This is a genomic window from Haemophilus haemolyticus, assembly GCF_003490595.1.
Classification (GTDB): Bacteria; Pseudomonadota; Gammaproteobacteria; order Enterobacterales; family Pasteurellaceae; genus Haemophilus; species Haemophilus haemolyticus_L.
In genome coordinates this window covers 108,880-130,554 of record NZ_QQGY01000004.1, presented here as the reverse complement: position 1 = coordinate 130,554, position 21,675 = coordinate 108,880, and the positions used below count along the sequence as shown (strand labels likewise).

Here is a 21,675-nt window from a genome sequence, read left to right as displayed (position 1 = left end):
CACAATGTCAGAAACTCTTTTAAATCCCTATTTTGGCGAGTTTGGTGGTATGTATGTACCAGAAATACTTGTTCCAGTGCTTAAACAGCTTGAGAAAGCCTTTGTAGAAGCGAAAGACGATCCTGAATTCCAACGTGAATTTCAAGATTTACTCAAAAATTATGCGGGAAGACCGACCGCACTTACCCTTTGTCGAAACTTAACAAAAGGTACTAAAGCGAAAATTTATCTTAAACGTGAAGATTTATTACACGGTGGCGCTCATAAAACCAATCAAGTTTTAGGACAAATTTTATTAGCTAAACGTATGGGCAAAACGCGTATTATTGCCGAAACTGGTGCGGGTCAGCATGGTGTTGCGACAGCCCTTGCTTGTGCTATGTTAGATATGCCATGCCGTATTTATATGGGCGCAAAAGATGTTGAGCGTCAATCGCCGAATGTATTTCGTATGCGTTTAATGGGTGTGGAAGTGATTCCTGTACAAAAAGGCTCTTGCTCTTTAAAAGACGCTTGTTGTGAAGCTATGCGTGATTGGTCAGCAAACTATGAAACTACCCATTATTTACTTGGAACCGCTGCAGGCCCTCACCCCTTCCCGACGATTGTGAGAGAATTTCAAAAGATGATTGGGATTGAGACGAAACGTCAAATTCTCGAACGAGAAGGTCGTTTACCTGATGCAGTTATTGCTGCTGTTGGCGGTGGTTCTAACGCAATTGGTATGTTTACTGATTTTATTGATGAACCAAATGTGCGTTTGATTGGTGTTGAACCAGCGGGTAAAGGTATTGAAAGCGGTGAACATGGCGCACCATTAGGTCATGCAAAAGTTGGTATTTATTTCGGGATGAAATCCCCTTTAATGCAGACTAAAGATGGCCAAGTAGAAGAATCCTACTCTGTTTCAGCCGGATTAGACTTCCCTTCTGTTGGGCCTCAACATGCTTATTTACAAAGTATTGGACGAGCAGAATATCCAAGTATTACCGATAATGAAGCATTGAATGCTTTCCAAGAGTTAGCTAAACATGAAGGCATTATTCCAGCATTAGAAAGCTCACACGCTCTTGCTCAAGCCTTAAAAATGATTCATCAAGAACCTAACAAAGAACAAATTTTAGTTGTGAATCTATCTGGTCGTGGCGATAAAGATATTTTCACCGTAGATAAAATTTTGACAGAAAAAGGAATGAAATAATGAGCCGTTTTGAAACTCAATTTGCTGCGCTTAAAGCAAAAAATGAAGGGGCGTTTGTTCCTTTCGTCACCTTATGTGACCCTACTTTTGACCACTCTTTTGACATTATTTGTACGCTTGTGGATAACGGTGCGGATGCTTTAGAGCTTGGTTTTCCTTTTTCCGATCCGCTACTTGATGGCCCTGTGATCCAAGCTGCGAATAATCGTGCTTTAACTGCGGGCCATAGTACTGAAGATAGCTTTAAGTTATTAGAAAAAGTGCGGTCAAAATATCCAGAGATTCCGATTAGCTTATTACTTTGTGCCAATTTAATTTTTGCCAAAGGTCTAGATGTTTTTTATCAACGTTGTGCAGAAGTCGGTGTTGATGCAGTGCTTGTAGCAGATATTCCGTTACTCGAAAAAGAAGATTATGTACAAGCGGCTAAAAAACATGGCATTCAACCGGTATTTATTTGCCCGCCAAATGCGGACGAGAAAACGATCCAAGGTGTAGCACAAAATAGCGAAGGATATACCTATTTAGTTTCACGCGCAGGCGTAACCAGTGCTGAAAATCAAGCCCACGCAGCGAATTTAGATACCCTTGTAGAACAGCTTAAGGCTCATAATGCTCCACCAATTTTACAAGGCTTCGGCATTGCTCAACCAGAGCAAGTTAAAGAAGCGTTGTCTTTGGGGGCTGCGGGTGCAATTTCAGGTTCGGCAACGGTGAAAATTATTGAGCGAAATTTAGATAATCACGAGCAATGTTTAACTGAATTAGCTGAATTTGTTCAAGCAATGAAAGCAGCAACAAAATAAGCAAAAAAGAACCCGCACTTGTGGCGGGTTTCTTTTATCGGGAAAATTAAAAATTTAATACTTTGTCAGCTTCCATAGTCCAATCTGCCAGCTCTGCTAACGTGCCGATTTCCACACCCTCCGCCAACGGTAATTCAGTGATACCACGAGCATTTGTACAGGTTTTACAAAGTTTAATTGTTGCCCCTTGTGCTGTTAAAATTTCCAACATTTGTTGTAAATGATACCCTTCTGCTGGATTTTGTTTTGCTAAACCGCCAGTTACCGCATCAGACATTAAAAATACTTTTAAATTAACCGCACTTTTATGCTGCTCTTGCAACTGTAACGCCAAACGTAATGCACTAAAAAAATGCTCATCACCATAAGGGGATGAATGGATAATAAATAGAATATTTTGCATACTCTTCTCCTTAATTTCCTGGGTATTAATAACCTTGCTGATAAATTCCTTCCAACAATTTCACTGAAAGTAAGGCGAGATTAAACCGTTGTTCATCTGCCACAGACCAAAATTCTACGCCATTTTCTACCGCACTTATTTGACTTAAATGAAGTTTTACTGATTCTTCGCCATTTTCTTGTTCTCCATTAAGCACAGGCGTAATTAATGTTTCTTCTAAAGCGACAAGCTCGCTATTTTGAGGCTGATAGTCGAAATCATAATCTGAAAGTGCGGTGACTTTTTGCGCCAATCCATAAAATACAGGCACTTGGATTGCGTGGAATGTAGCACGATCTAATTGCGGAAAAATTCCTTGTAATTGAGTCGATAAACTAGGTGTTTGATGCGGATAGACATCAAATGCTAAGCGAGTTTCTTCTTCATCCAATGGAATACCATTTAATAAACGGGCTGTTTGTCCGGCAAGTTTAGTCACGGTTTCTGCATCCGTATAAGAAGCCGGTAATAAAGAGGTGACAAACACTTGATTAAGATTCGTTTCTTGTAAAATTGGGGCAAGCGTTAAAGCTAGTTGGCTTACTTGTGGATCAGGCAAGCTAACAATGTTACGTTGTCTCAGTTCCAATAATTGTGATTCATTTACCGTTGGGACAACAACGGGCACATCCGAAAGTGCACTACAAACGCCTAACATATCAATGACAATACAACCCTGCTCTGCTGCTTGCGCAATATGGGAAACTTGCTCGAGTTTTCCTGCAAAAAAGACATAATTAAAATCAGCCCATTCAACTTCATTTGGCGAAAGTTGTTCAACGCCTTTATTACGAAAACGAATATTTTGTTCTTCTTCAAAAGGTGTTATTTCAACAATAGAAGCGTTACTAATATCAAGCGCACTTTGTTCTAAACGCTCTACAATTTTTTCACTTAATTCAAATTCTGCTGCTATCGCAATATTTAAGGTTGCGTCCATTTTTCTCTCCGCTGTAAAATAATCGACATTATTTTACACCAAAACCAGGAACGAAATAATGACACCTGCAATTGATTTACTTAAAAAACAAAAAATTCCATTTATCTTGCACACTTATGATCATGATCCGACCAATCAACATTTTGGTGATGAAGCTGCGGAGAAATTAGGTATTGATCCTAACCGCTCTTTTAAAACGTTACTTGTGGCGGAAAATGGCGATCAGAAAAAACTCGCTTGCTTTGTGCTTGCAACGGCCAATATGCTGAATTTAAAGAAAGCGGCAAAATCTATCGGTGTTAAAAAAGTAGAAATGGCGGATAAAGATGTGGCGCAAAAAAGCACAGGTTATCTTGTAGGGGGAATTAGCCCGCTCGGTCAAAAGAAACGCGTGAAAACGGTGATAAATTCCACCGCACTTGAGTTTGAAACGATTTATGTTTCAGGCGGAAAACGTGGGCTAAGCGTAGAAATTGCGCCACAAGATTTAGCAAAAGTATTAAGTGCAGAATTTACTGATATTGTTGATGAATAACTGATGGATTTATAAATTTAAAGGCGGATTCATTCCGCCTTTTGACTACTTTAACTCTTCCAATAATTTACCCAATCCACTCTGGCGTCTCACTGTTTGGCGAATTGCTGTTTTCCATATTTTTTCATCGGCAAATACAGTGAGTTCTTTTTTCGCACGAGTTACGCCCGTGAAAACTAATTCTCGCGACAATACTGGATTCACTTCTGTTGGAAGCACCATGACGGTGTGTTCAAATTCGGAACCTTGAGATTTATGAATCGTCATCATAAAAGCGAGTTCATGTGCTGGAATTCGGCTTGTCAGCACTTCTCGATTGCCAAACCATACTTTACCATTTGCCAAGCACAATCCAATATCGCCGTTATAAAGGCGAACGTTATGATCATTTTCAGTAATCATAATTGGCTTGCCGATATACCAATCTTGTTCATTACGGAACCAGAGAAATTTTTCCTCTCGCAACGCTAACGCGATTTCTTTATTGAGATTTTCAACACCTAAATCGTTATTACGAAGTGCGGTTAAAAATCTCACAGAATTAAACTGCGCTTGAATAGCCTCGGCATAGGAAATGCCTTGTTCATTTTTAGCGTTAGGATCAATTTTTTGTTTGCGTAAATCATCCAACATTTTTAAGAAAGTGCGGTAATTTTCCACCGCACTTTTCACCACTTGATTGACCGCATCGCCTTCATCATTTAAGGCATTAAAGTGCACTTCTTGCGGATAATGTTGAAATAACCCAAGGCTATCGTCTGCTCTGCCTTTTTGAATGAATTCAGCCAACTTGCCAATGCCTGAATCTTTATCAAAACGGCGGCTTTCTGTTAGATGGCATAAACAATCACGTATTGGATTTGAACAATCAGCACCTTTTACTTCGTAGCCTGTTGTTGCTTGTAAATACGCAGCTTGTTCATGACTATAAGGTTGATTAACAAATTGAGCCAATTCCCCCAACACAGCCCCTGCCTCAACAGAGGCTAATTGCGCCTGATCGCCTAATAAAATTAATCGGGTTTCAGGCTTTAAGGCATTGATCAGTTTTGCCATCATTGGCAAATCAATCATTGATGTTTCATCGACAACTAACACATCTAACTGCAAAGGATTATGACTGTTATAGCGCGTGTAATCATTAAAGGCATTCACGCCCAGTAAACTATGCAAGGTACTGGCTTTTTGTGGAATCGCATTGAAAAGTGAATCGGATAAATTCATTTTTTCTTGCATAAAACCTAACGCATTTTTAATTGATTCTTCCAAACGAGAGGCGGCCTTGCCAGTCGGCGCAACCAATTTGATATGTAATTTACAATCAAATAATTCTTGTAGAACAAGCAATAAACGCGTAACTGTGGTGGTTTTTCCTGTTCCTGGGCCGCCTGTAATAATCGAAAATGGACTTTTAATCGCTGTTGCCACAGCCACTTTTTGCCAATCTGTTTTTTCCTGTTTTTCAGGGAAATATTTATCCAATTTTTGACGAATTTCATCATAAGAAAAGGCTAAAGTGCGGTTATTTTTTAAGGTGTTTTTTATATATTGTGCGATGCGATATTCATCTTGCCAAGCGCGATAAAAATACAACGCGCCAAATTGAAATGCCATTGGCGCAATTTGATTGAGGGGATCTTGCGTAAATGCCATATGCCCGCACAACGCACATTGCCAATCTTCCACAGGTAAATAACCAATCTTTTCAAGGATTTCTGCTAAATAGTTTTCTTCTGTGGTGCGATAAGCCAAACCAAATAAATTATGTTCTAAATAGCGATCTAATTGGCTGCAAGTATTTCCCTGCGTATAACGCCAACTACAAAGTGCGGCTAATAATATAGCTAAATTTTTGACTGGTTCTGCATAATCCGTATGGCATTGTTTATCAGCTATCAACTTAGCAAAATAATAATCACCTTGAGAAAGAATGCCCTGCTCTTTAAGTTTTTGTAATACGGATAACATTAAAACACCCCATCTAATTCTGTGATTAATTCAACGCTTGGACGATCATAAAATACGCCAGATTCTGGTTCCCCATTCATTCCACGTAAGAAAAGATAAAATACCCCACCGAAATCTCGCGCATAATCATAATCAGGCACAACGCTTTGTAAATAACGATGTAATGCCAGCGTATAAATTAAATATTGCCAATCATAGTGACTGTGTAACATTTCTTTTTTCAATGCATTCTCGTTGTAATCAGCGAGACTTGAACCTAAGAAATTAGATTTATAATCGACAATATAATATTTCCCATTATGGCGGAAAACTAAGTCAATCGAACCTCGCACCATGCCTTGAATTTGCTCAAATTGAAGTGGCTCGCTTGGTAAATGATGATAGGCATTCAACGCGTGATTAAACGCTGCAACATCAAAATGTTCCCGAATAGCCAGATAAAATGGCATTTCTTTAATGCAATCTTTATTTGCCAAATCAGCTAATGCTATTCCTATTTCATTAGAAAGTGGTGTATGTGAAATCTGTTGTAGCCAATTTTGTAGAGGTTCTGTAAAGGTTTCATCTAATTGTAGGGATTGTCTTAATGTGTCAATTTCTTCGGTATTTGCTAAATCAGAAAAATAGCAATTTTCAAAATGGCGATGCAATGCCGTCCCGACTTGTTTACCTCTTGGCAAATCTAAAATGTTTGATTCATTTTCGTTTAAAAGTGCGGTCGAAATTTCAATAGCATTTTGGCTGTCATAATCTTTTGCGTCATCAAAAACAGCGTGTTTTTTACCCACACTTTCAGTGAAATAATGCTGGCGGCGATGTGCTTGTTCAATTGAAGTAAAACTGGTTATTCGCCAATCTTGCTCAATATTGCCCGTAAATTCTGCGGCTTTAAGCTCATCATTTTTTGTATTGATTGATAAAGCCGGAAAAGCCTCTAGATTTGGCTTAGTGCAGATTTCCACATTATCTTGCATTTTTTCTTTGAAGGTTTGCAACAATGTTTCTGTATCTTTAGGCGCTGATAAGGCTATTTCCTTGCCTATTTCACCTTGGCTTAGTACATAATGCAAGGCATTCCATTTTTTATCAAATTGCGCAGGCAAAGCGAATGCCATTTGATATTTGGCACGCGTTAAAGCCACATAAAGTAAACGTAACTCTTCCGCAAAAGTTTCTTCATAAAGTGCGTTTAAATTACGATTTTCCATATCCCATAAGGTTTCATCTCGTTCTTTAGAATAATAAACATTCATGTCACCAGCCGTTGGAATTTTACTTGGTACAGCTAAAAATGGTAGCCAAACTAAATCGTATTCTAAGCCTTTGGATTTATGGATACTCACGATTTTTACCAACTGGCGTTCGCTTTCTAAACGAATTTGAGCCTCTTGCCGACCTTCGCCTTGAATTTGTTTTTCAAACCAACTGAGCAATGCCGCTTCACTTTCGTGTAGCGTGGCAGCTTGTTGTAAAATTTCTGCCAAATGTAGGAAATCCGTTAAATCTCGCTCGCCCGTTGCTTGGCTTAATAAGCGTTCTGAAATGCCTTGTTCCAATAAAATTTGGTGTAGCATGGCCAATATTCCTTGGCGTTGCCAAGTTTGTTGGTATTGAGCAAAGCTATCTGCCCAACGTTGCCAGTCAGCCTCATTTTGCTGAATTTGATGAATATCCGCTGCATTTAAACCGAAAAGTGCGGTCGCAATCGCATTCAAAATTGGACGCTCAGCAACATTTAGGCAAGCTTTTAAAATTCTTAGTAATTCCACTGCCACATGGCTATCAAAAACACTACTTTGCTCTGAAAGATAAACGGAGGCAATACCAAGTTTTTGTAACTCTTGAATAACATCAGCAGCTTCGTAACGATTTTTTACAAGAACAGCAATATTTGCCGGTTGCAATGTTTTACAGGTATCTTCGTTTTGAAAAACTGCCTGATTTTCTGCCGCACTTTTTAGCCAATGTTGAATAGAAATAGCACATATTTTTGCCATTTCAGTTTTATTCACTTTGTCACTTTCGGTTAGATAAAAACGATAAGCTGGTTCGGCTTTGCCATTTAAATAAAATCGCAGATGATCATCACGAGAATCAACAGCAGTAAAGTTAATATTTTGATAAATAAATGGCGATTGAGGAAAATCAAACAACGCATTGACGCCATCAACCAAATGCTTCTCTGAACGATAATTTTTAGTGAGTTCAAAGCGAGATTGGGCTTCGTCTGAGGCTTTTAGATAAGTAAAAATATCTGCTCCACGAAAACGATAAATCGCCTGCTTCGGATCACCAATCATAATAAAACCAGTATTTTTTTCGGGATTATCACGATAAATTTTTGAAAAAATAGCGTATTGTTGTGAATCCGTATCCTGAAATTCATCAATCATCGCAAAAGGATATTGGAAACGAATCATTTCCGCTAATTCATCCCCTTGCGCGCCTTGCAAGGCTTCACAAAGCAAACGTAATAAATCATCAAAGGATTTTTCTTGATGATTAAGTTTATAGTCTAAAAGTTTTTGTTGTAGGCCTTGGCGATAATGATAAAGAGTGAGTTTGCTTAGTAAATCTGGTGTCATTAAGACATTAACGCGCTTTTCAAGCTCTGCAAAAATCGGGGAATAAAAAGGCGTTGCTGGTTTTTTATCTTTATTTTTATCTGTTGATTCTTCGCAATTTTTCTCAATAGATGATTGTAGGAAATAGTCTTTCAATGTGGTATTAATTTGATAATCTCTAGGATTATTTGACCATTGATTGATTTTATTAATCCAATCCTCTAAACGCTTTACTTGGTACTTTTTACGATTTAACGATTTCAACTGATCTTTTGGATAATCTTTCTCCAGTTCATTGGTAATAATCGCTGAAATTTCATCCGCACTTTCTAACCAAAATGCCTTTAATTCATTCAACGCCTTTAGATAACCACCAAGATATTGCGGTAAAAAGATTTGTATTGGTGCAGATAACGCCTGTTTATTTTCAATCTCCACCTGCAAATCTTTACCTAAATCCGCTTTCAACAAAGACAACACATTTGCTGGTGATACTAATTCTGTCGCGATAAAATTCGCAGATTCAAAATCCAACGGATAAAAATGTTCTCGCCAAAATTCATTAGCAAAACGAACTAATAAATCAGATTGATCTTTAATTAATTCTAAATTGAAGTGAATGCCGGAATGGAAAGCATATTGCATCAACATACGGCGACAAAAGCCATGAATGGTATAAATCGCTGTTAAATCCATATTTTGTTCAGCTAACTTTAAGCGATGAATTGCCTCAAAAATATCTAAATCATGACAAAGTGCGGTAAGAAATTCATCATTTTTAAATGCGGATTTATCTTGGGTTTCTGCAAAGGCTGTGAGTTTATCAATCGCATCTGTTATACGCTCACGAATTTTTTTCTTAAGTTCTTCTGTCGCCATTTCCGTAAAGGTTACCACCAGAATTTCTTCCACATTTAACGGACGAGAAAAGTTATTTTCTCCCGCCTCTAATAAAAGTCGTAGATATAAAGAACCAATAGTATAGGTTTTCCCCGTACCAGCAGATGCTTCGATTAAGCTAATTTGATTTAAAGGCAACGTGATAGGATTTAATGGGATTGTTTCGGCCATAGATTTTAACAGATGAGAACTAATGGCATTATTTTACAAAATTTAAAGTCATAAATGCAAAAAAGGACGCTTTTCAGCGTCCTAATTTAAAAACTATTTCTCTAATTCCCTTAAAGCATTACAAGCATCTTGACCACCGTTATCACAAGCCTTACGGAACCATTCTTTAGCTTTAGAAAGGTCTCGTTCTACAACGTTAATAAAGTATTTCCCTTCATAGAATGCACCCAAGATAGTCTGAGCCCCCACATCGCCTTGTTCAGCTGCTTTAGAAAAGAATTTTACCGCTTTTGCATTATCTTGTTTTACGCCTATTCCATCAAGATAGGCCTCCCCCATTCTAACTTGAGCTTTAGCCATTCCTTGTTCAGCCGCTTTGGTATACCATTTTGTCGCTTCAGAATGATCTTTTTTTACGCCTTTTCCAAGGCTATATATCAAACCCAAACGATATTGAGCCTCTGTATTGCCTTGTTCAGCCACTTTGCGATACCATTTAGCAGCTTTGGCATAATCTTCTTTTACGCCATCTCCACTGAAATACATAGTCCCCAAATTATATTGAGCCGATGCAGAGCCTTGTTCAGCCGCTTTGGTATACCATTTCACCGCTTTAGCATAATCTTGTTTTACGCCTTCCCCTTGAAAATACATTACCCCCAAAGCATATTGAGCCTCTGCATAGCCATTTTCAGCTAAAGGCTGCCAAAGCTTGAGGCTAGTTTGATAATCACCGTTACTGTAATATAGAGCGCCAAGTTCAAATGTCTCTTTTGGTACATCTGCCCAAGCAGTAGATTGAAAAGAAAAAATTGAAGTAGCTAATAATGTGCTAGTGAGAAGTGTTTTTGTTAATTTCATATAATAATCTCTAAATTGATTTATAAAAGAAGATAAATTTTTGTCCAGTAAGATATTTTCTTTGTACAGAGGTATTCATACCCAGTACAGATAAAAAACTCGGAGACAAAAACAAATTTTATTCAGCACGATTTTCTTGTTGATTTTCAGACAAAGTAAATCCACTAAATCCCAATCCTTTTAATAAAAAATGAGTCACGTCTTTAGACAATGACTCCTTGCGACCTTTAAACCCACGCATATCACCAAAAGGCTCAAAACTTGCAATGTTTTTTATTTCTTCATTAACTAATTTGGCATATATTAAACAATCAGTAATAGCTTGTCGTAATTGATCTTCTTTTACTTGTTTTCCGTGTACTACTTTATCACGTGTTTTTTCAGCTTCTTTTAATTGTTTTATAATCCTATCTGGTAACGATTTATTAAAAATATTCTTATAAATTTGTTTAAATCCATCACGTGTTAAATGATGATAATTCACGATATTTCTTGCAACTTCTATATCTGCAGCAAATAACTTTACAGCACCGCCATAAAGTAATCTATTTTGTCCTTGTTCGATTTTAAAAAACAAATAAGCAATAGCAATTTCGTAGTCACCTTTGATAAGTTCAGGAAGATATTCAAAATATTTTTGAATATTTTCTGGCAACGATTGGTATTCAGTCAGAATTCCTTTATAGCTTTTGATTATTTTTTTCATTTCTTCAGTTTTCATAACATAATCTCCATTATTTGCTTAATTTGTAAAAAATCTCACAACTCTTTGCTATACGACCATTAACACAAGCCTTACGGAACCATTCTTTAGCTTCAGAAAGATTACGTTTCACGCCTTGCCCATTGCCATACATCAACCCTAAATTATATTGAGCCTCTGTATAACCTTGTTCAGCCAAAGAATGAAAAAGTTTGAAGGCTTTTTGATAATCGCGTTTATTATAGGATTCAACGGCTTGTTGAAACTGCTGTTCTGGCGTATCTGCCCAAGCAGTAGATTGAAAAGAAAAAATTGAAGTAGCTAACAATGCGCTAGTGAGAAGTGTTTTTGTCAGTTTCATAACATACCTATTAATTAACCTTAATTGAAATACCAAACTTTTTTTGTTTAGCAAGATGTTTTGTTGTTATCTCTGTAAAGAGATAACAACACCCAGTATACTGGGTGCGAAAAGGTTAAAAATTAAACTTTAAATAACTAACAAAAATGCTTTTTTCTTATTTATATTTAATCATTTAAAAAATAGAAATAGGCTAAAAAACACACACTGGTTTTAGGAGGACAATTTAGCGAAATTATCAATTTAGAATGTATAGAAAAGATAGACTTATCTATCATAATAATGAAAAAAGGACGCTTTTCAGCGTCCTAATTCTTCTTTATCTAAACTTTAAATAATTAAAGTGCAGATTTTGCTTTTTCAACTAATGCAGCGAACGCTACTTTGTCGAATACAGCGATATCAGCAAGAATCTTACGGTCGATTTCAACAGATGCTTTTTTCAAGCCGTTGATGAATTTGCTGTAAGATAAACCATTTTGACGCGCTGCAGCGTTGATACGTGCAATCCATAATTGACGGAATTGACGTTTACGTTGACGACGGTCACGATATGCGTATTGACCAGCTTTGATCACCGCTTGGAAAGCAACGCGATACACGCGTGAACGTGCACCATAATAACCTTTAGCAGCCTTAAGAACTTTCTTATGGCGTGCTCTTGCAATAACACCACGTTTTACACGAGCCATTATTTAATCTCCTATGTAATATTTTTCTAAAATGAACTAATCGTACGTTTTGCTTAAATAACGGCTTATGCGTATGGTAAGCAAGCTACTACTAAAACTTGGTCTGCTTTCGCAACCATTGATTTATGACGTAAATGACGTTTACGTTTAGTTGTTTTTTTAGTCAAAATATGACGTAAGTGAGATTGTTTACGCTTGAAACCACCAGAAGCAGTTTTTTTGAAGCGCTTCGCTGCGCCGCGTACTGTTTTGATTTTAGGCATTGTTAAAATAACTCCGCATTTTTCGTTTAAAACAACATAATCAGGCGAACTTAAAAAGTTACTTGGAAGCACTGATCATTTCCATCATAAGGCAAATTAAATTGCCTTTTCAAAAGCAGTTAGGCTGCGTAGTGTGCCCAACATGCAGTTGTCTTTTCATTTAAGTCAAACTTAAACAAAAAGATTTGCTGAGAAATCTCAGCAAAATTCTTATTTTTTCTTCGGTGCTAACACCATTACAGCCTGACGGCCTTCTAATTTACCCGGTGCAGATTCAACGACAGAAATTTCAGCTAAATCATTTTTTACGCGCTCTAACACATCAAAACCAATGTCTTGGTGAGCCATTTCACGACCACGGAAACGCACGGTAATTTTCGCTTTGTCACCGTCTTCTAAGAAACGGATTAAGCTGCGTAATTTAACTTGATAGTCACCTTCGTCTGTGCCTGGGCGGAATTTAATTTCCTTAACTTGCACAACTTTTTGTTTTTTCTTTTGTTCTTTAGCGGTTTTACTTTTTTCGTAAAGGAATTTACCGTAGTTCATAATGCGGCAAACTGGCGGCTCTGCATTTGGGCTAATTTCAACAAGATCAAGCTCTGCTTGCTCTGCCATTTCTAGGGCTTGTTGAATAGAAACAATCCCTGCCTGTTCACCATCTTGGTTAATTAAACGAACTTCTTTTACACGAATCTCTTCATTGATACGGTTTGGGCGATTTACTGCCGGCACTTTTTTTACGGTTTTAATAATCGTATTCCTTCTATTGGTTAATAGTAAAAATCTTTTCGCTAAAAATAAAAGATTTCAAATTTGTTGCCCGTAAGGAACGAGCAAAATCTCGCGAATTCTATAGTATTCACGCCACTTATGCAACAAAATTTAGCCTTTAAGGGTAATTTCTACGCTTAAACTTTCGCCAAATTCAAGCAAGTGATGAATGCGAGCAGTTTCTAGGCACAACATCGTTTGATAGCCTGTTTCACTCATTCCACTCGTTTTCTTATGCCAAGGATTCCAAAGGACAAATTGGCTAGCATTATGATGATTCAGTGCAATCGTACGATTGAAACTTTTATCTACGATTTGATTCTGCATTTTTTCTGCGGAATAAATGCAATCAACATTTTCAGAAATGTGACGCGGTGACGGAATGTTTTCTTGTTGTTGGTTTAAGCTATTAAAACAAGTTTCAGGTAAACCTTGTACTTCCACTTGATTAATATCCCCAATATTGAAATAGGTATGCAATGCTGCTTGTGCAGGTTCTTCGCCATAATGCGTGAAAGTTAAATGACATTTGTCTGTAAATACCATTACAATTTTAGCTTCGATAATATTTAAATCAGAAAACAACTCAAATTCTAACCGCACTTTATGTGATGAAATATCGTAATGACTCAACTGCCATAAACGAATGCGAGCTGTACCGTGCGCAGGTTGTTTTACGCCACCAAACCAAGGATAACAAATAGGTATACCACCACGAATAGCATTGCCATTTTTGAATGGCTCTACTTCACTTAGCCATAATACATCTTGAGCCACTCCTTGTGGTTGCCAGCTAAGAAGTTGTGCGCCTTGTAAAGCGATTTTTGCTGTGCCAACAGCGTGTTTTAAATGAAGAACTGGAATATCATTATGTTGAACAAGATGAAGTTCTGGTGTCAGTGTTTTTAGTAATGTTGTTTTCATATTTATTCCTATAATTTTAAAAGTTCAGAGATAAAACAAAGGGCGTATCAGATACGCCCTTAATCTACGACTTTGGTTAAATTTCGTCAATAATTCGATAAACCCAATTTTCCAGTGGATCATTCAGACGTTTCATCTCTGCGCGCATTTCTTCCAACATCTCTTTTTTGATGCTGTTATATTGTGAATCATAGAATAAATTATGCATTTCTTCTGGATCGTTACGGATGTTGTAAAGTTCACAAACATCAGTCGCATTAAATACGAGTTTATAATCTTTACGACGCCACATACGTTGTTCAAAATACACAAAATGCCCCGCAAGTTGACCAAGTACACCTTTTCTTTGGTTATCTTGGTGTTGGCGCATAATCGGGAGAATACTCTGTCCTTCAAAACTTTCAGGTACTTTTTGATTAGCTAAATCAAACACTGTCGAAGTTAAGTCGTGAAGATAGACAAAGTTATCATCTTCTTGATTGACTCGGTCTGAATTTGGGTCTTTGATAATCATCGGAATGTTGTAGGTGGCATCAAACATAAATTCACCTTTTTCAATCATTCGATGCGCCCCCATTGCATCACCATGGTCTGCGGTTGCTACCAAGAAAGTGCGGTCATAAAGACCGTTTCTTTCTAAGTATTCGAATAATTCACCGATTGCATCATCAATTAAGGTAATATAACCCCAAAATTTTGTGATGACTTCTTTCCAATGATCTTCGCTCGCCTCCCACATTCCCCACATTTTTGAAATGGTGCGGAAATGACCTGGTTTACCCTCTAACGGTTTAAAGAAACTTTTATCAAGCACCACATCTTCTTTTCGATACATGGAATAATAAGGTTCTGGCACGATACAAGGCGTGTGTGGCCCCCAGAAGTTTATCCATGCAAAGAATGGTTTGCCTTCATCTAATGATTCTTGAATATATTTTTTCGCTTCATCAATGATGAAATAAGGGATAGTTTGATCTTTTGTGCCTGAGAGTAAACCGCAGAGTTCTTGTACTCTTAAATGTGGGTTATCACCAAAGTAGGCGCGGCTTACTTCTGGGATTTCATACCCCTTTTCTTCTAACCATTCTTTATAACGATTGGAATGTGTTGGCGGTTGGTTGAAGACTAAATTTTTATATACTCCACTGCCGGGATAGCCATAACCATCAAAGTTATGGCCTTTAATCCCGTAATCTTCGGGGACAGATTTAGTACCTACGTGCCATTTCCCTACAACATAAGTGTTATAGCCAGCCAATTTACCAATATTCGGTTTTTCTTGGCTAATTTCACCTATACCGCCTTTTTCCCCATTCTTAATAATGCCGTGAGACGACGGCATTAATCCGGTAAAAAGTGAAGTGCGTGCAGGACCGCAAACAGACGCTGGAGTAAAGGCGTTATTAAAGCGAACGCCATCTTTTGCCAAACGATCTAAATTCGGGGTTTTCACAATTTGGTGACCATAAGGCCCCAACATATCTTTACGAATTTGATCCAGTAGAATATAAATAATGTTCATTATTTAGCCTCTTTATCTCGTACAACAAATAACACGATAATTTGTAACACCGCCCATACGCCAAGCACCATTGATGGATTGCCAGATTCTGATGCCATACCAAGTGGTGAAAGGAAAGTGTAAAGCGCAAGTAAACCTAAGATTAAAGATACGCTGGTTACTTTTAAGTATTTCCAGTTAGTTAAATCTACGTTACCTAAGTTTTCTTTGTTTTCAATGTAAGGTTCGCGGCGTAAGAATTGTCCTAAGATGAGCATTAATACGACATCAAATACAAATAATCCGCCCATAACATACACAAAGTTGATTTTGACATTAAACACCCAAACGATGCAGAAGTACAAGATAACGTGAGCAAGTAAAGCGATTCGTGCCGCTTTGCCAGATACCGTTTTGTTAAACATACCTACGGCAAATAAAGCAACGATTGGAATATTCACAAATCCTGCGAAACGTTTAGTGATTAAGAAGATACCATCTGTACCAAACATGAGTAACGGAGCGAAAATCATAGTGACAATGGCCATAATGGTAGAAACTTTTTTCGCATAAGAAATTAATTCTTCTTCTGACCGCACTTTTTTGCTGATAGAAGGCAATAAGTCTTTACAGTAAATGGTTGCTGCTGAATTTAAGAATGAGTTAAAGGTACTTAAAATTGCGCCAAATAGTGCAGCAATAAAGAAACCTTGTAACCAAGTTGGTAATACTTTGTTTACTAATAATGGATAAGAGGCATCAATTGGATTTATGCCTTCCCCTAAAATATGGAAACTCAATAAACCAGGAAGGTTTAAAATGATCGGTAAAGTTAATAAAAATAATGCCGCGATCAAAATACCTTTTTGACCTGATTGTAAATCTTTCGCACCTAAGCAACGTTGTACGATAGCTTGGTTAGTTGTCCAATAGAAAAAGTGAACAACCATAATCCCCGTGAAAATAGTTGGCCAAGGTGTGGCATCGGTTTCGCTACCAATCGCATTCCATTTTTCAATATGCGTTGTTGTGATTGTGTGTAAACCTTCAGAGAAACTGCCATCGCCTAAATACATCAAGGCAAAGAATGGGACAAGCAATGCGCCAATGACTAAAATCACCGCATTGATCGTGTCTGATACCGCTACTGCTTTCAAACCACCAAAAATCGCATAAATAGCCCCAACAACACCAATGGCAATGACCGTGTAAGTTATGGCTGCCCCATAGCTTAAGCCAAATGCGGTTTCTAAGTTGAAGATTTTATTGAAGGCGATTGCACCAGTGTAAAGTGCGGTTGGAATTACGATGAAAAGATAAAAGACTAAGAAAAGCGTGGACATAATCAAACGTGTTTGACGGTCAAAACGGCTTTCAAAAAACTCTGGCACTGTTGTGTAACCATTACGCAAATATTTCGGCAACATATAAAGCGCCAAGAAACAAAGTGGAATAACCGTTGGAACGGTCCATGCGATAATGGAAAAGTTTCCTTTATAAGAGACCGCATTTACACCGATCAGTTGTTCTGTTGAGAGTGAAGTTAATACCATTGAGCACCCTATCACTAACCCACCTAAACCACGGCCAGCTAAGAAATACCCTTTGGATGTACTTAAATCATCCCCTTTTGTTTTTAACCAAGAAATATAAGCAACCACACCAGTTACAATGAGAAAGCTGAGTATCGTCATGAGCATATGTTGTCCTCCCTATATCGATCAACATAGCGTAAAGATAATATAACGCTCTCTAAAGGGTTATGATAATTGTCATATTAAGATTGTGAGATGGATCACAGAAATGATAATTGAAGATAAATTCAATGGTTTTTATTTTCTGGCTGTTGAAACTGCCGCCAAAAAGTTGGACAGGTTAGTTAACTTAAATATTGAGCTCGGTATTGCACCGGGCTCAATCCTTTTAAACCAAGTTTAATTCGGTTTTGGTTGTAATACACTAAATATTCTTCAATTTCAGCCTGTAATTCAGCAATTGAATGATAAGTCCGAGAATAAAAGCACTCTGATTTTAATATTGCAAAAAAACTTTCAATCACCGCATTATCGTAGCAATTTCCTCGGCGACTCATACTTTGCAGCGCTTTCCCCTCCAACATCTTTACCCATTCCGTCTAGCCATACAATACCGCCTTGGTCACTATGAATAATCGGGCATTCTGTCGCTTTAAGCCGACTAAGCCCTTATTCTAACATCTTTTTTACCAATGAAAACTTCGGGCGTGTCGCAAAGTTATAGGCAATAATTTCTCGGTTAGCCAAGTCCATCAACGGTGAAAAATAAAGCTTTTCTTGCCCAACCTGAAATTCTGTTACATCCGTTACCCATTTTTGATTGAGTGCCGTTGCAAGTCTGTAGTTTCTGGAATTTCAATGTCTTTCTTTTTCATCTTTGGCTTCACTATTTTCGGTGTTTGAAGGTTTGTATGAGGCGATTTTACGCCATCAAGCCCTCTTTCCCGAAATGCTTTTAGCCAATAAATGACGAGAGCGTGGGAAATTTGATGAAGTTTAGCCACCTCACGGATACCATAATCCTGTTCAGTGACGAGTTTGATAATTTTCAAACGAAATTGATAAGGGTAGGACATAATCTGCACCTCAAATTAGGTGCCCAGGTTTTGGGGTGCAGATCAAAGAGCGGTCAAAAATAAGGAGTTTTCACTTCCCCTGTGGGGAAATTATAGGGGAAGTGAATTGGGTTAAATTATTTATATTCAACCACGATATCGCTTTCGCTGACGGTATCACCATAAACTGGCAATAAAGTTTTTTCGTAAGCTTGTTTTAAACGACCATCTTTGCCTAAGGTTTGGATTTCGTTGTTTAACCAATTTAACAATTCAGGTGCATCTTTGCGAACAGCTGGCGCAATAACATCTTGATCACCAAAGTTTTTTACGCCCACGGTATAACCTGGATTTTGTTTTGCCCAAGCGAATAAGAAGGTATTGTCGTTAGATAATGCATCACCACGACCATCACGTAAAGCTTCAAAGGTTTCGGTATTTTGTTCAAATTTCAATAACTTCACATCTGGATAGTTTTTGGTGAAGAAAATATCAGCAGTAGTGCCTTTATCTACAATTAAAGTTTTGCCTTTTAATTGTGCAAGATCCGTAATCACTGAGCCATCTTTTGAAACGACACCGAGTGCTACTTTCATATATGGATTAGCAAAATCTACCACTTCTTTACGAGCTGGTGTCACAGTAAAGTTAGCTAAGATAATATCAACTTTCTTAGAAAGTAAGTATTCAGCACGGTTTGCGGCATCCACTAAAACAAACTCTACTTTGTTTTCGTCACCTAATAAGTCTTTACCGATCGCTTTACCAATTTCGACATCAAAGCCTTGGCTTTTACCTTGCGCATCCACATAACCAAATGGTGGTTTATCGCTAAATACACCAATGCGCACTTTGCCATCTTTTTGTATTTGCTCAAGGCTTGAGATTGTTTTTGCTCCGTCTTTAGCAGGTTCTTTATCATTACACGAGGTTAAGCCAAATGCTAAGGTGGCAGTGGCTAAAAGTGCGGTCAATGTTTTAAATGTTTTCTTCATAGTTTGTCCCTCTCGGTTCATAATTTAAGATATTTAAGAATGTTTTCGCACGATCCGTGGTTGGATTCGTGAAGAAATCTTCCGGTTTTGCCTGTTCAATGATTTGCCCTTTATCCATAAACACAATGCGGTTAGCTACTTGACGGGCGAAGTTCATTTCATGGGTAACGATGAGCATCGTCATACCATCTTTGGCAAGTCCTAAAATCACATCAAGTACTTCGCGTACCATTTCAGGGTCAAGGGCAGCAGTGACTTCATCGAACAGAATAATTTCAGGGTTCATGCAAAGTGAACGCACAATAGCAATTCGCTGTTTTTGCCCACCTGATAATTCACGCGGATAGGCATTTTTTCGGTCATATAGACCTACACGTTTAAGTAACTCATCGGCTTGTTTTTCAGCTTCTGCACGATCACGTTTTTGTACTTTTAAAGGGCCGAGTAAAATATTGTCAATTACTGATAAATGAGCGAAGAGTTCATAACTTTGGAATACCATCCCAATGCGTTGACGCGCTTTAACCCAAGGAATGTCTTTACCTAACTCTCCAGCATTTTGCAGCAAAATCTGACCGCGCTTTATTTCTTCTAATCCATTTAGGCAGCGTAAAAAAGTACTTTTACCACAACCCGATGGACCTAAAATAACGACAACTTCTCCTTTTTCTATGGAAAGATTGATGCCTTTGAGGGCTTCTACATCACCGTAATTCTTGACGAGGTTTTTAATTTCTAATAACGCCATGTGTTTTCCTAATTAAAATTAACTTTCCCAACGGGTTTCTAAATAACGGGAAAATAAGGATAGCGGGTAACAAATCACAAAATATAAACCGAAGATGACACCGTAAATCCAAAGCGCCGCCGATTGATTACTAAATAATGAATGCTCGATAATTTGTTGACCGACTTTTATCACTTCTACTACACCGATTAACATTGCCAAGGAACTGGTTTTTACCATGCGGGTAAAGAGGTTAATAGCACTTGGTGTTACACGTTTTAAACTTTGCGGAAGTAAAATGTACACAAAGGTTTGAAACGGCGTTAAACCTAAAGCGTAGGCTGATTCCATTTGATGTTTTTCAATGGAAGTTAATGCACCACGCACTAAATCTCCCATTTCTGCTGTTCCCCAGAAAATAAACACCAAAATACATACAGAAATGCCATCTAAGTGAATATCAAACCATTTTGCCAAACCAAAATACGCGAGAAAAAGTAAGGCTAATAATGGAATAATACGTACAAATTCTAAATAAAAGCGGCAAATGGCTTTGATAATGGGATTTTTGCTTGTCATGATTACGCCAAAAATCACACCTAAAATACAGGCGAAGAAGACGGAAACGAATGCAATTTCAGCTGTTACCCATAAACCGTTGAGCAGGCGTTCAATGTTGCTACCTTGGAATAATAACTCAAGCCCCATATTTTGCTCTCCGAGTACGGCGTTCTAAATGACTGATGAACAGAGACATCGGTAATAGAATGATCAAATAAAACACCACTAATAAAAATAAGGCTTCATTGGTTTTGTAATCGAGCCCGATGACTTCTTTCGCTACAAACATCAGTTCGGCTACGGCAACGGCACTGATCACTGAGGTTTCTTTCATTAAGAACAAGCAATTTGCGCCGATTGCAGGTGTCGCAATCGCAAAGGCTTGCGGGAAAATCACATAACGAAAAGCTTGAAAAGGGGTTAGACCAATACTTAAGGCTGATTCAATTTGTCCTTTTGATACTGCTTCCAAACCACCACGAAAGGCTTCTGCCATATAGCTTCCACCTAAAAATGCCAGGCCGATAATGCCGCAAGTAAACCCATCTAATTTCAGGCCGATTTTAGACAGCCCAAAATAGAGAAAAAATACTTGAATTAATAAAGGCGTATTACGAGAAAGTTCAATATAGCCTTTTACTAACCAAGTTAATGATTTGACTTTGTAGGTGGTAATCACCGCACAAATCACACCAATCACTAGCGACAATAAAATGCCCCAAAAGGCAAGATGAAGCGTCATCAGCGTGGCATGAATAAAACGTGGGGTGACGCTTAAAATATAATCCCAATTCATTTTTTATAATTTGATCGTTTACGTAACGATATAGTAAAAAATTTTGAATCAGTGAGAAAAGAATGGAAATGCATTATTTATAATGAAATGTAATAAGAGATACGTTTCAAATAAGATCTGCAAGAGAGAAAGAATAAAAAACGGAGCTTTATTCAGCCCCGTCTTTGTTTATTTTAATCACGTTTCGCAATAAGTGCGGTTGGTTCTTTGTCTGTTTTTGCTTCAGTTTGTGTTTCAGCGGGTTTGTCCTGAATAGACATGGCTGATTTTAAACTGTCTTGACGAATTTTTCCGCTGCTGCTTTGTCGCCAGCTTGTTCGAACACATAAGATGCCTCCGATGGCGCAAGCGTCCACGCTTGTGCCTGTAACTAAAATGAAAAAAGCACAAGCGTGGACGC

At 37.9% G+C, this 21,675-nt stretch carries 22 protein-coding genes and 2 pseudogenes; 3 read left to right on the top strand and 21 right to left on the bottom strand.

Going from position 1 to position 21,675, the window contains the following annotated elements; translation table 11 throughout:
- Window positions 1-4: 4 nt before the first annotated feature.
- Complete coding sequence (gene trpB / locus DV415_RS04365) at window positions 5-1,201, top strand: tryptophan synthase subunit beta (protein ID WP_118791556.1); 1,197 nt, start codon at window positions 5-7, stop codon at window positions 1,199-1,201.
- Window positions 1,201-2,007, top strand: a complete 807-nt coding sequence (gene trpA / locus DV415_RS04360) for a tryptophan synthase subunit alpha (RefSeq protein WP_118791557.1) — start codon at window positions 1,201-1,203, stop codon at window positions 2,005-2,007. The genes trpB and trpA overlap by 1 nt, the downstream gene beginning before the upstream one ends.
- A 46-nt stretch (window positions 2,008-2,053) precedes the next feature.
- On the opposite strand, the gene DV415_RS04355 is transcribed toward trpA, so the two are convergent.
- A complete protein-coding gene (locus tag DV415_RS04355; RefSeq protein WP_065246195.1) occupies window positions 2,054-2,410 on the bottom strand; it encodes a DsrE/DsrF/TusD sulfur relay family protein in 357 nt (118 codons plus the stop codon).
- Between the two features lie 25 nt (window positions 2,411-2,435).
- A complete protein-coding gene (locus tag DV415_RS04350) occupies window positions 2,436-3,389 on the bottom strand; it encodes an oxidoreductase (protein ID WP_118791558.1) in 954 nt (317 codons plus the stop codon).
- Window positions 3,390-3,447: 58 nt separating this feature from the next.
- Here DV415_RS04350 and ybaK point away from each other — a divergent pair, with 58 nt between their 5' ends.
- Window positions 3,448-3,924 (top strand): Cys-tRNA(Pro) deacylase, encoded by a 477-nt coding sequence (ybaK, locus tag DV415_RS04345; protein ID WP_118791559.1) that lies wholly within the window; start codon window positions 3,448-3,450, stop codon window positions 3,922-3,924.
- A 45-nt stretch (window positions 3,925-3,969) separates the two neighbouring features.
- Here ybaK and recD read toward each other — a convergent pair whose 3' ends face one another.
- The 19 genes and pseudogenes from recD to DV415_RS04250 form a co-directional block, all read right to left on the bottom strand.
- Complete coding sequence (gene recD, locus DV415_RS04340) at window positions 3,970-5,892, bottom strand: exodeoxyribonuclease V subunit alpha (protein WP_118791560.1); 1,923 nt, start codon at window positions 5,890-5,892, stop codon at window positions 3,970-3,972.
- Window positions 5,892-9,527 carry an exodeoxyribonuclease V subunit beta gene (gene recB, locus DV415_RS04335; protein WP_118791561.1) on the bottom strand — a complete coding sequence of 1,212 codons (3,636 nt, stop codon included), beginning with the start codon at window positions 9,525-9,527 and terminating at the stop codon, window positions 5,892-5,894. The genes recD and recB overlap by 1 nt, the downstream gene beginning before the upstream one ends.
- Before the next feature lie 93 nt (window positions 9,528-9,620).
- Window positions 9,621-10,388 (bottom strand): tetratricopeptide repeat protein, encoded by a 768-nt coding sequence (locus tag DV415_RS04330; protein WP_118790114.1) that lies wholly within the window; start codon window positions 10,386-10,388, stop codon window positions 9,621-9,623.
- 118 nt (window positions 10,389-10,506) lie between these two features.
- Window positions 10,507-11,109, bottom strand: coding sequence for a hypothetical protein (locus DV415_RS04325; protein WP_118790113.1), 603 nt, complete (start codon window positions 11,107-11,109; stop codon window positions 10,507-10,509).
- A 13-nt stretch (window positions 11,110-11,122) separates the two neighbouring features.
- Window positions 11,123-11,452 (bottom strand): tetratricopeptide repeat protein, encoded by a 330-nt coding sequence (locus DV415_RS04320; protein ID WP_118790112.1) that lies wholly within the window; start codon window positions 11,450-11,452, stop codon window positions 11,123-11,125.
- Window positions 11,453-11,790: 338 nt separating this feature from the next.
- On the bottom strand, window positions 11,791-12,144 hold the full coding sequence (gene rplT / locus DV415_RS04315) for a 50S ribosomal protein L20 (protein ID WP_005596075.1): 354 nt from the start codon (window positions 12,142-12,144) through the stop codon (window positions 11,791-11,793).
- 65 nt (window positions 12,145-12,209) lie between these two features.
- Window positions 12,210-12,407 (bottom strand): 50S ribosomal protein L35, encoded by a 198-nt coding sequence (gene rpmI / locus DV415_RS04310; RefSeq protein ID WP_005596065.1) that lies wholly within the window; start codon window positions 12,405-12,407, stop codon window positions 12,210-12,212.
- A gap of 210 nt (window positions 12,408-12,617) precedes the next feature.
- Entirely contained in the window at window positions 12,618-13,142 is a 525-nt protein-coding gene (gene infC, locus DV415_RS04305; RefSeq protein ID WP_192879092.1) for a translation initiation factor IF-3, read from the bottom strand.
- Window positions 13,143-13,292: 150 nt separating this feature from the next.
- Window positions 13,293-14,105: a D-hexose-6-phosphate mutarotase gene (locus DV415_RS04300; RefSeq protein WP_118790110.1), complete on the bottom strand. Its 813-nt coding sequence runs from the start codon at window positions 14,103-14,105 to the stop codon at window positions 13,293-13,295.
- 76 nt (window positions 14,106-14,181) lie between these two features.
- Window positions 14,182-15,627, bottom strand: coding sequence for a sulfatase family protein (locus tag DV415_RS04295; RefSeq protein WP_118790109.1), 1,446 nt, complete (start codon window positions 15,625-15,627; stop codon window positions 14,182-14,184).
- A complete protein-coding gene (locus DV415_RS04290; RefSeq protein WP_118790108.1) occupies window positions 15,627-17,306 on the bottom strand; it encodes a solute:sodium symporter family transporter in 1,680 nt (559 codons plus the stop codon). Before DV415_RS04290 ends, DV415_RS04295 begins: the two co-directional genes overlap by 1 nt.
- 179 nt (window positions 17,307-17,485) lie before the next feature.
- Window positions 17,486-17,725 (bottom strand): IS3 family transposase, encoded by a 240-nt coding sequence (locus DV415_RS04285; RefSeq protein ID WP_118790107.1) that lies wholly within the window; start codon window positions 17,723-17,725, stop codon window positions 17,486-17,488.
- Window positions 17,726-17,810: 85 nt separating this feature from the next.
- A pseudogene (locus tag DV415_RS10430) lies at window positions 17,811-17,909 on the bottom strand (hypothetical protein); the annotation flags it as partial.
- A 47-nt stretch (window positions 17,910-17,956) separates the two neighbouring features.
- Window positions 17,957-18,217: pseudogene (locus DV415_RS04275) on the bottom strand (transposase); the annotation flags it as partial.
- Window positions 18,218-18,333: 116 nt separating this feature from the next.
- Window positions 18,334-19,191 carry a cysteine ABC transporter substrate-binding protein gene (locus tag DV415_RS04270; protein ID WP_118790105.1) on the bottom strand — a complete coding sequence of 286 codons (858 nt, stop codon included), beginning with the start codon at window positions 19,189-19,191 and terminating at the stop codon, window positions 18,334-18,336.
- On the bottom strand, window positions 19,175-19,939 hold the full coding sequence (locus tag DV415_RS04265) for an amino acid ABC transporter ATP-binding protein (RefSeq protein ID WP_049356852.1): 765 nt from the start codon (window positions 19,937-19,939) through the stop codon (window positions 19,175-19,177). Before DV415_RS04265 ends, DV415_RS04270 begins: the two co-directional genes overlap by 17 nt.
- 18 nt (window positions 19,940-19,957) lie before the next feature.
- Window positions 19,958-20,626, bottom strand: a complete 669-nt coding sequence (locus DV415_RS04260) for an amino acid ABC transporter permease (RefSeq protein ID WP_118790104.1) — start codon at window positions 20,624-20,626, stop codon at window positions 19,958-19,960.
- Window positions 20,616-21,275: an amino acid ABC transporter permease gene (locus DV415_RS04255; RefSeq protein WP_118790103.1), complete on the bottom strand. Its 660-nt coding sequence runs from the start codon at window positions 21,273-21,275 to the stop codon at window positions 20,616-20,618. The genes DV415_RS04260 and DV415_RS04255 overlap by 11 nt, the downstream gene beginning before the upstream one ends.
- A 173-nt stretch (window positions 21,276-21,448) precedes the next feature.
- Window positions 21,449-21,631 carry a hypothetical protein gene (locus DV415_RS04250; protein ID WP_239990905.1) on the bottom strand — a complete coding sequence of 61 codons (183 nt, stop codon included), beginning with the start codon at window positions 21,629-21,631 and terminating at the stop codon, window positions 21,449-21,451.
- Window positions 21,632-21,675 lie beyond the last annotated feature (44 nt).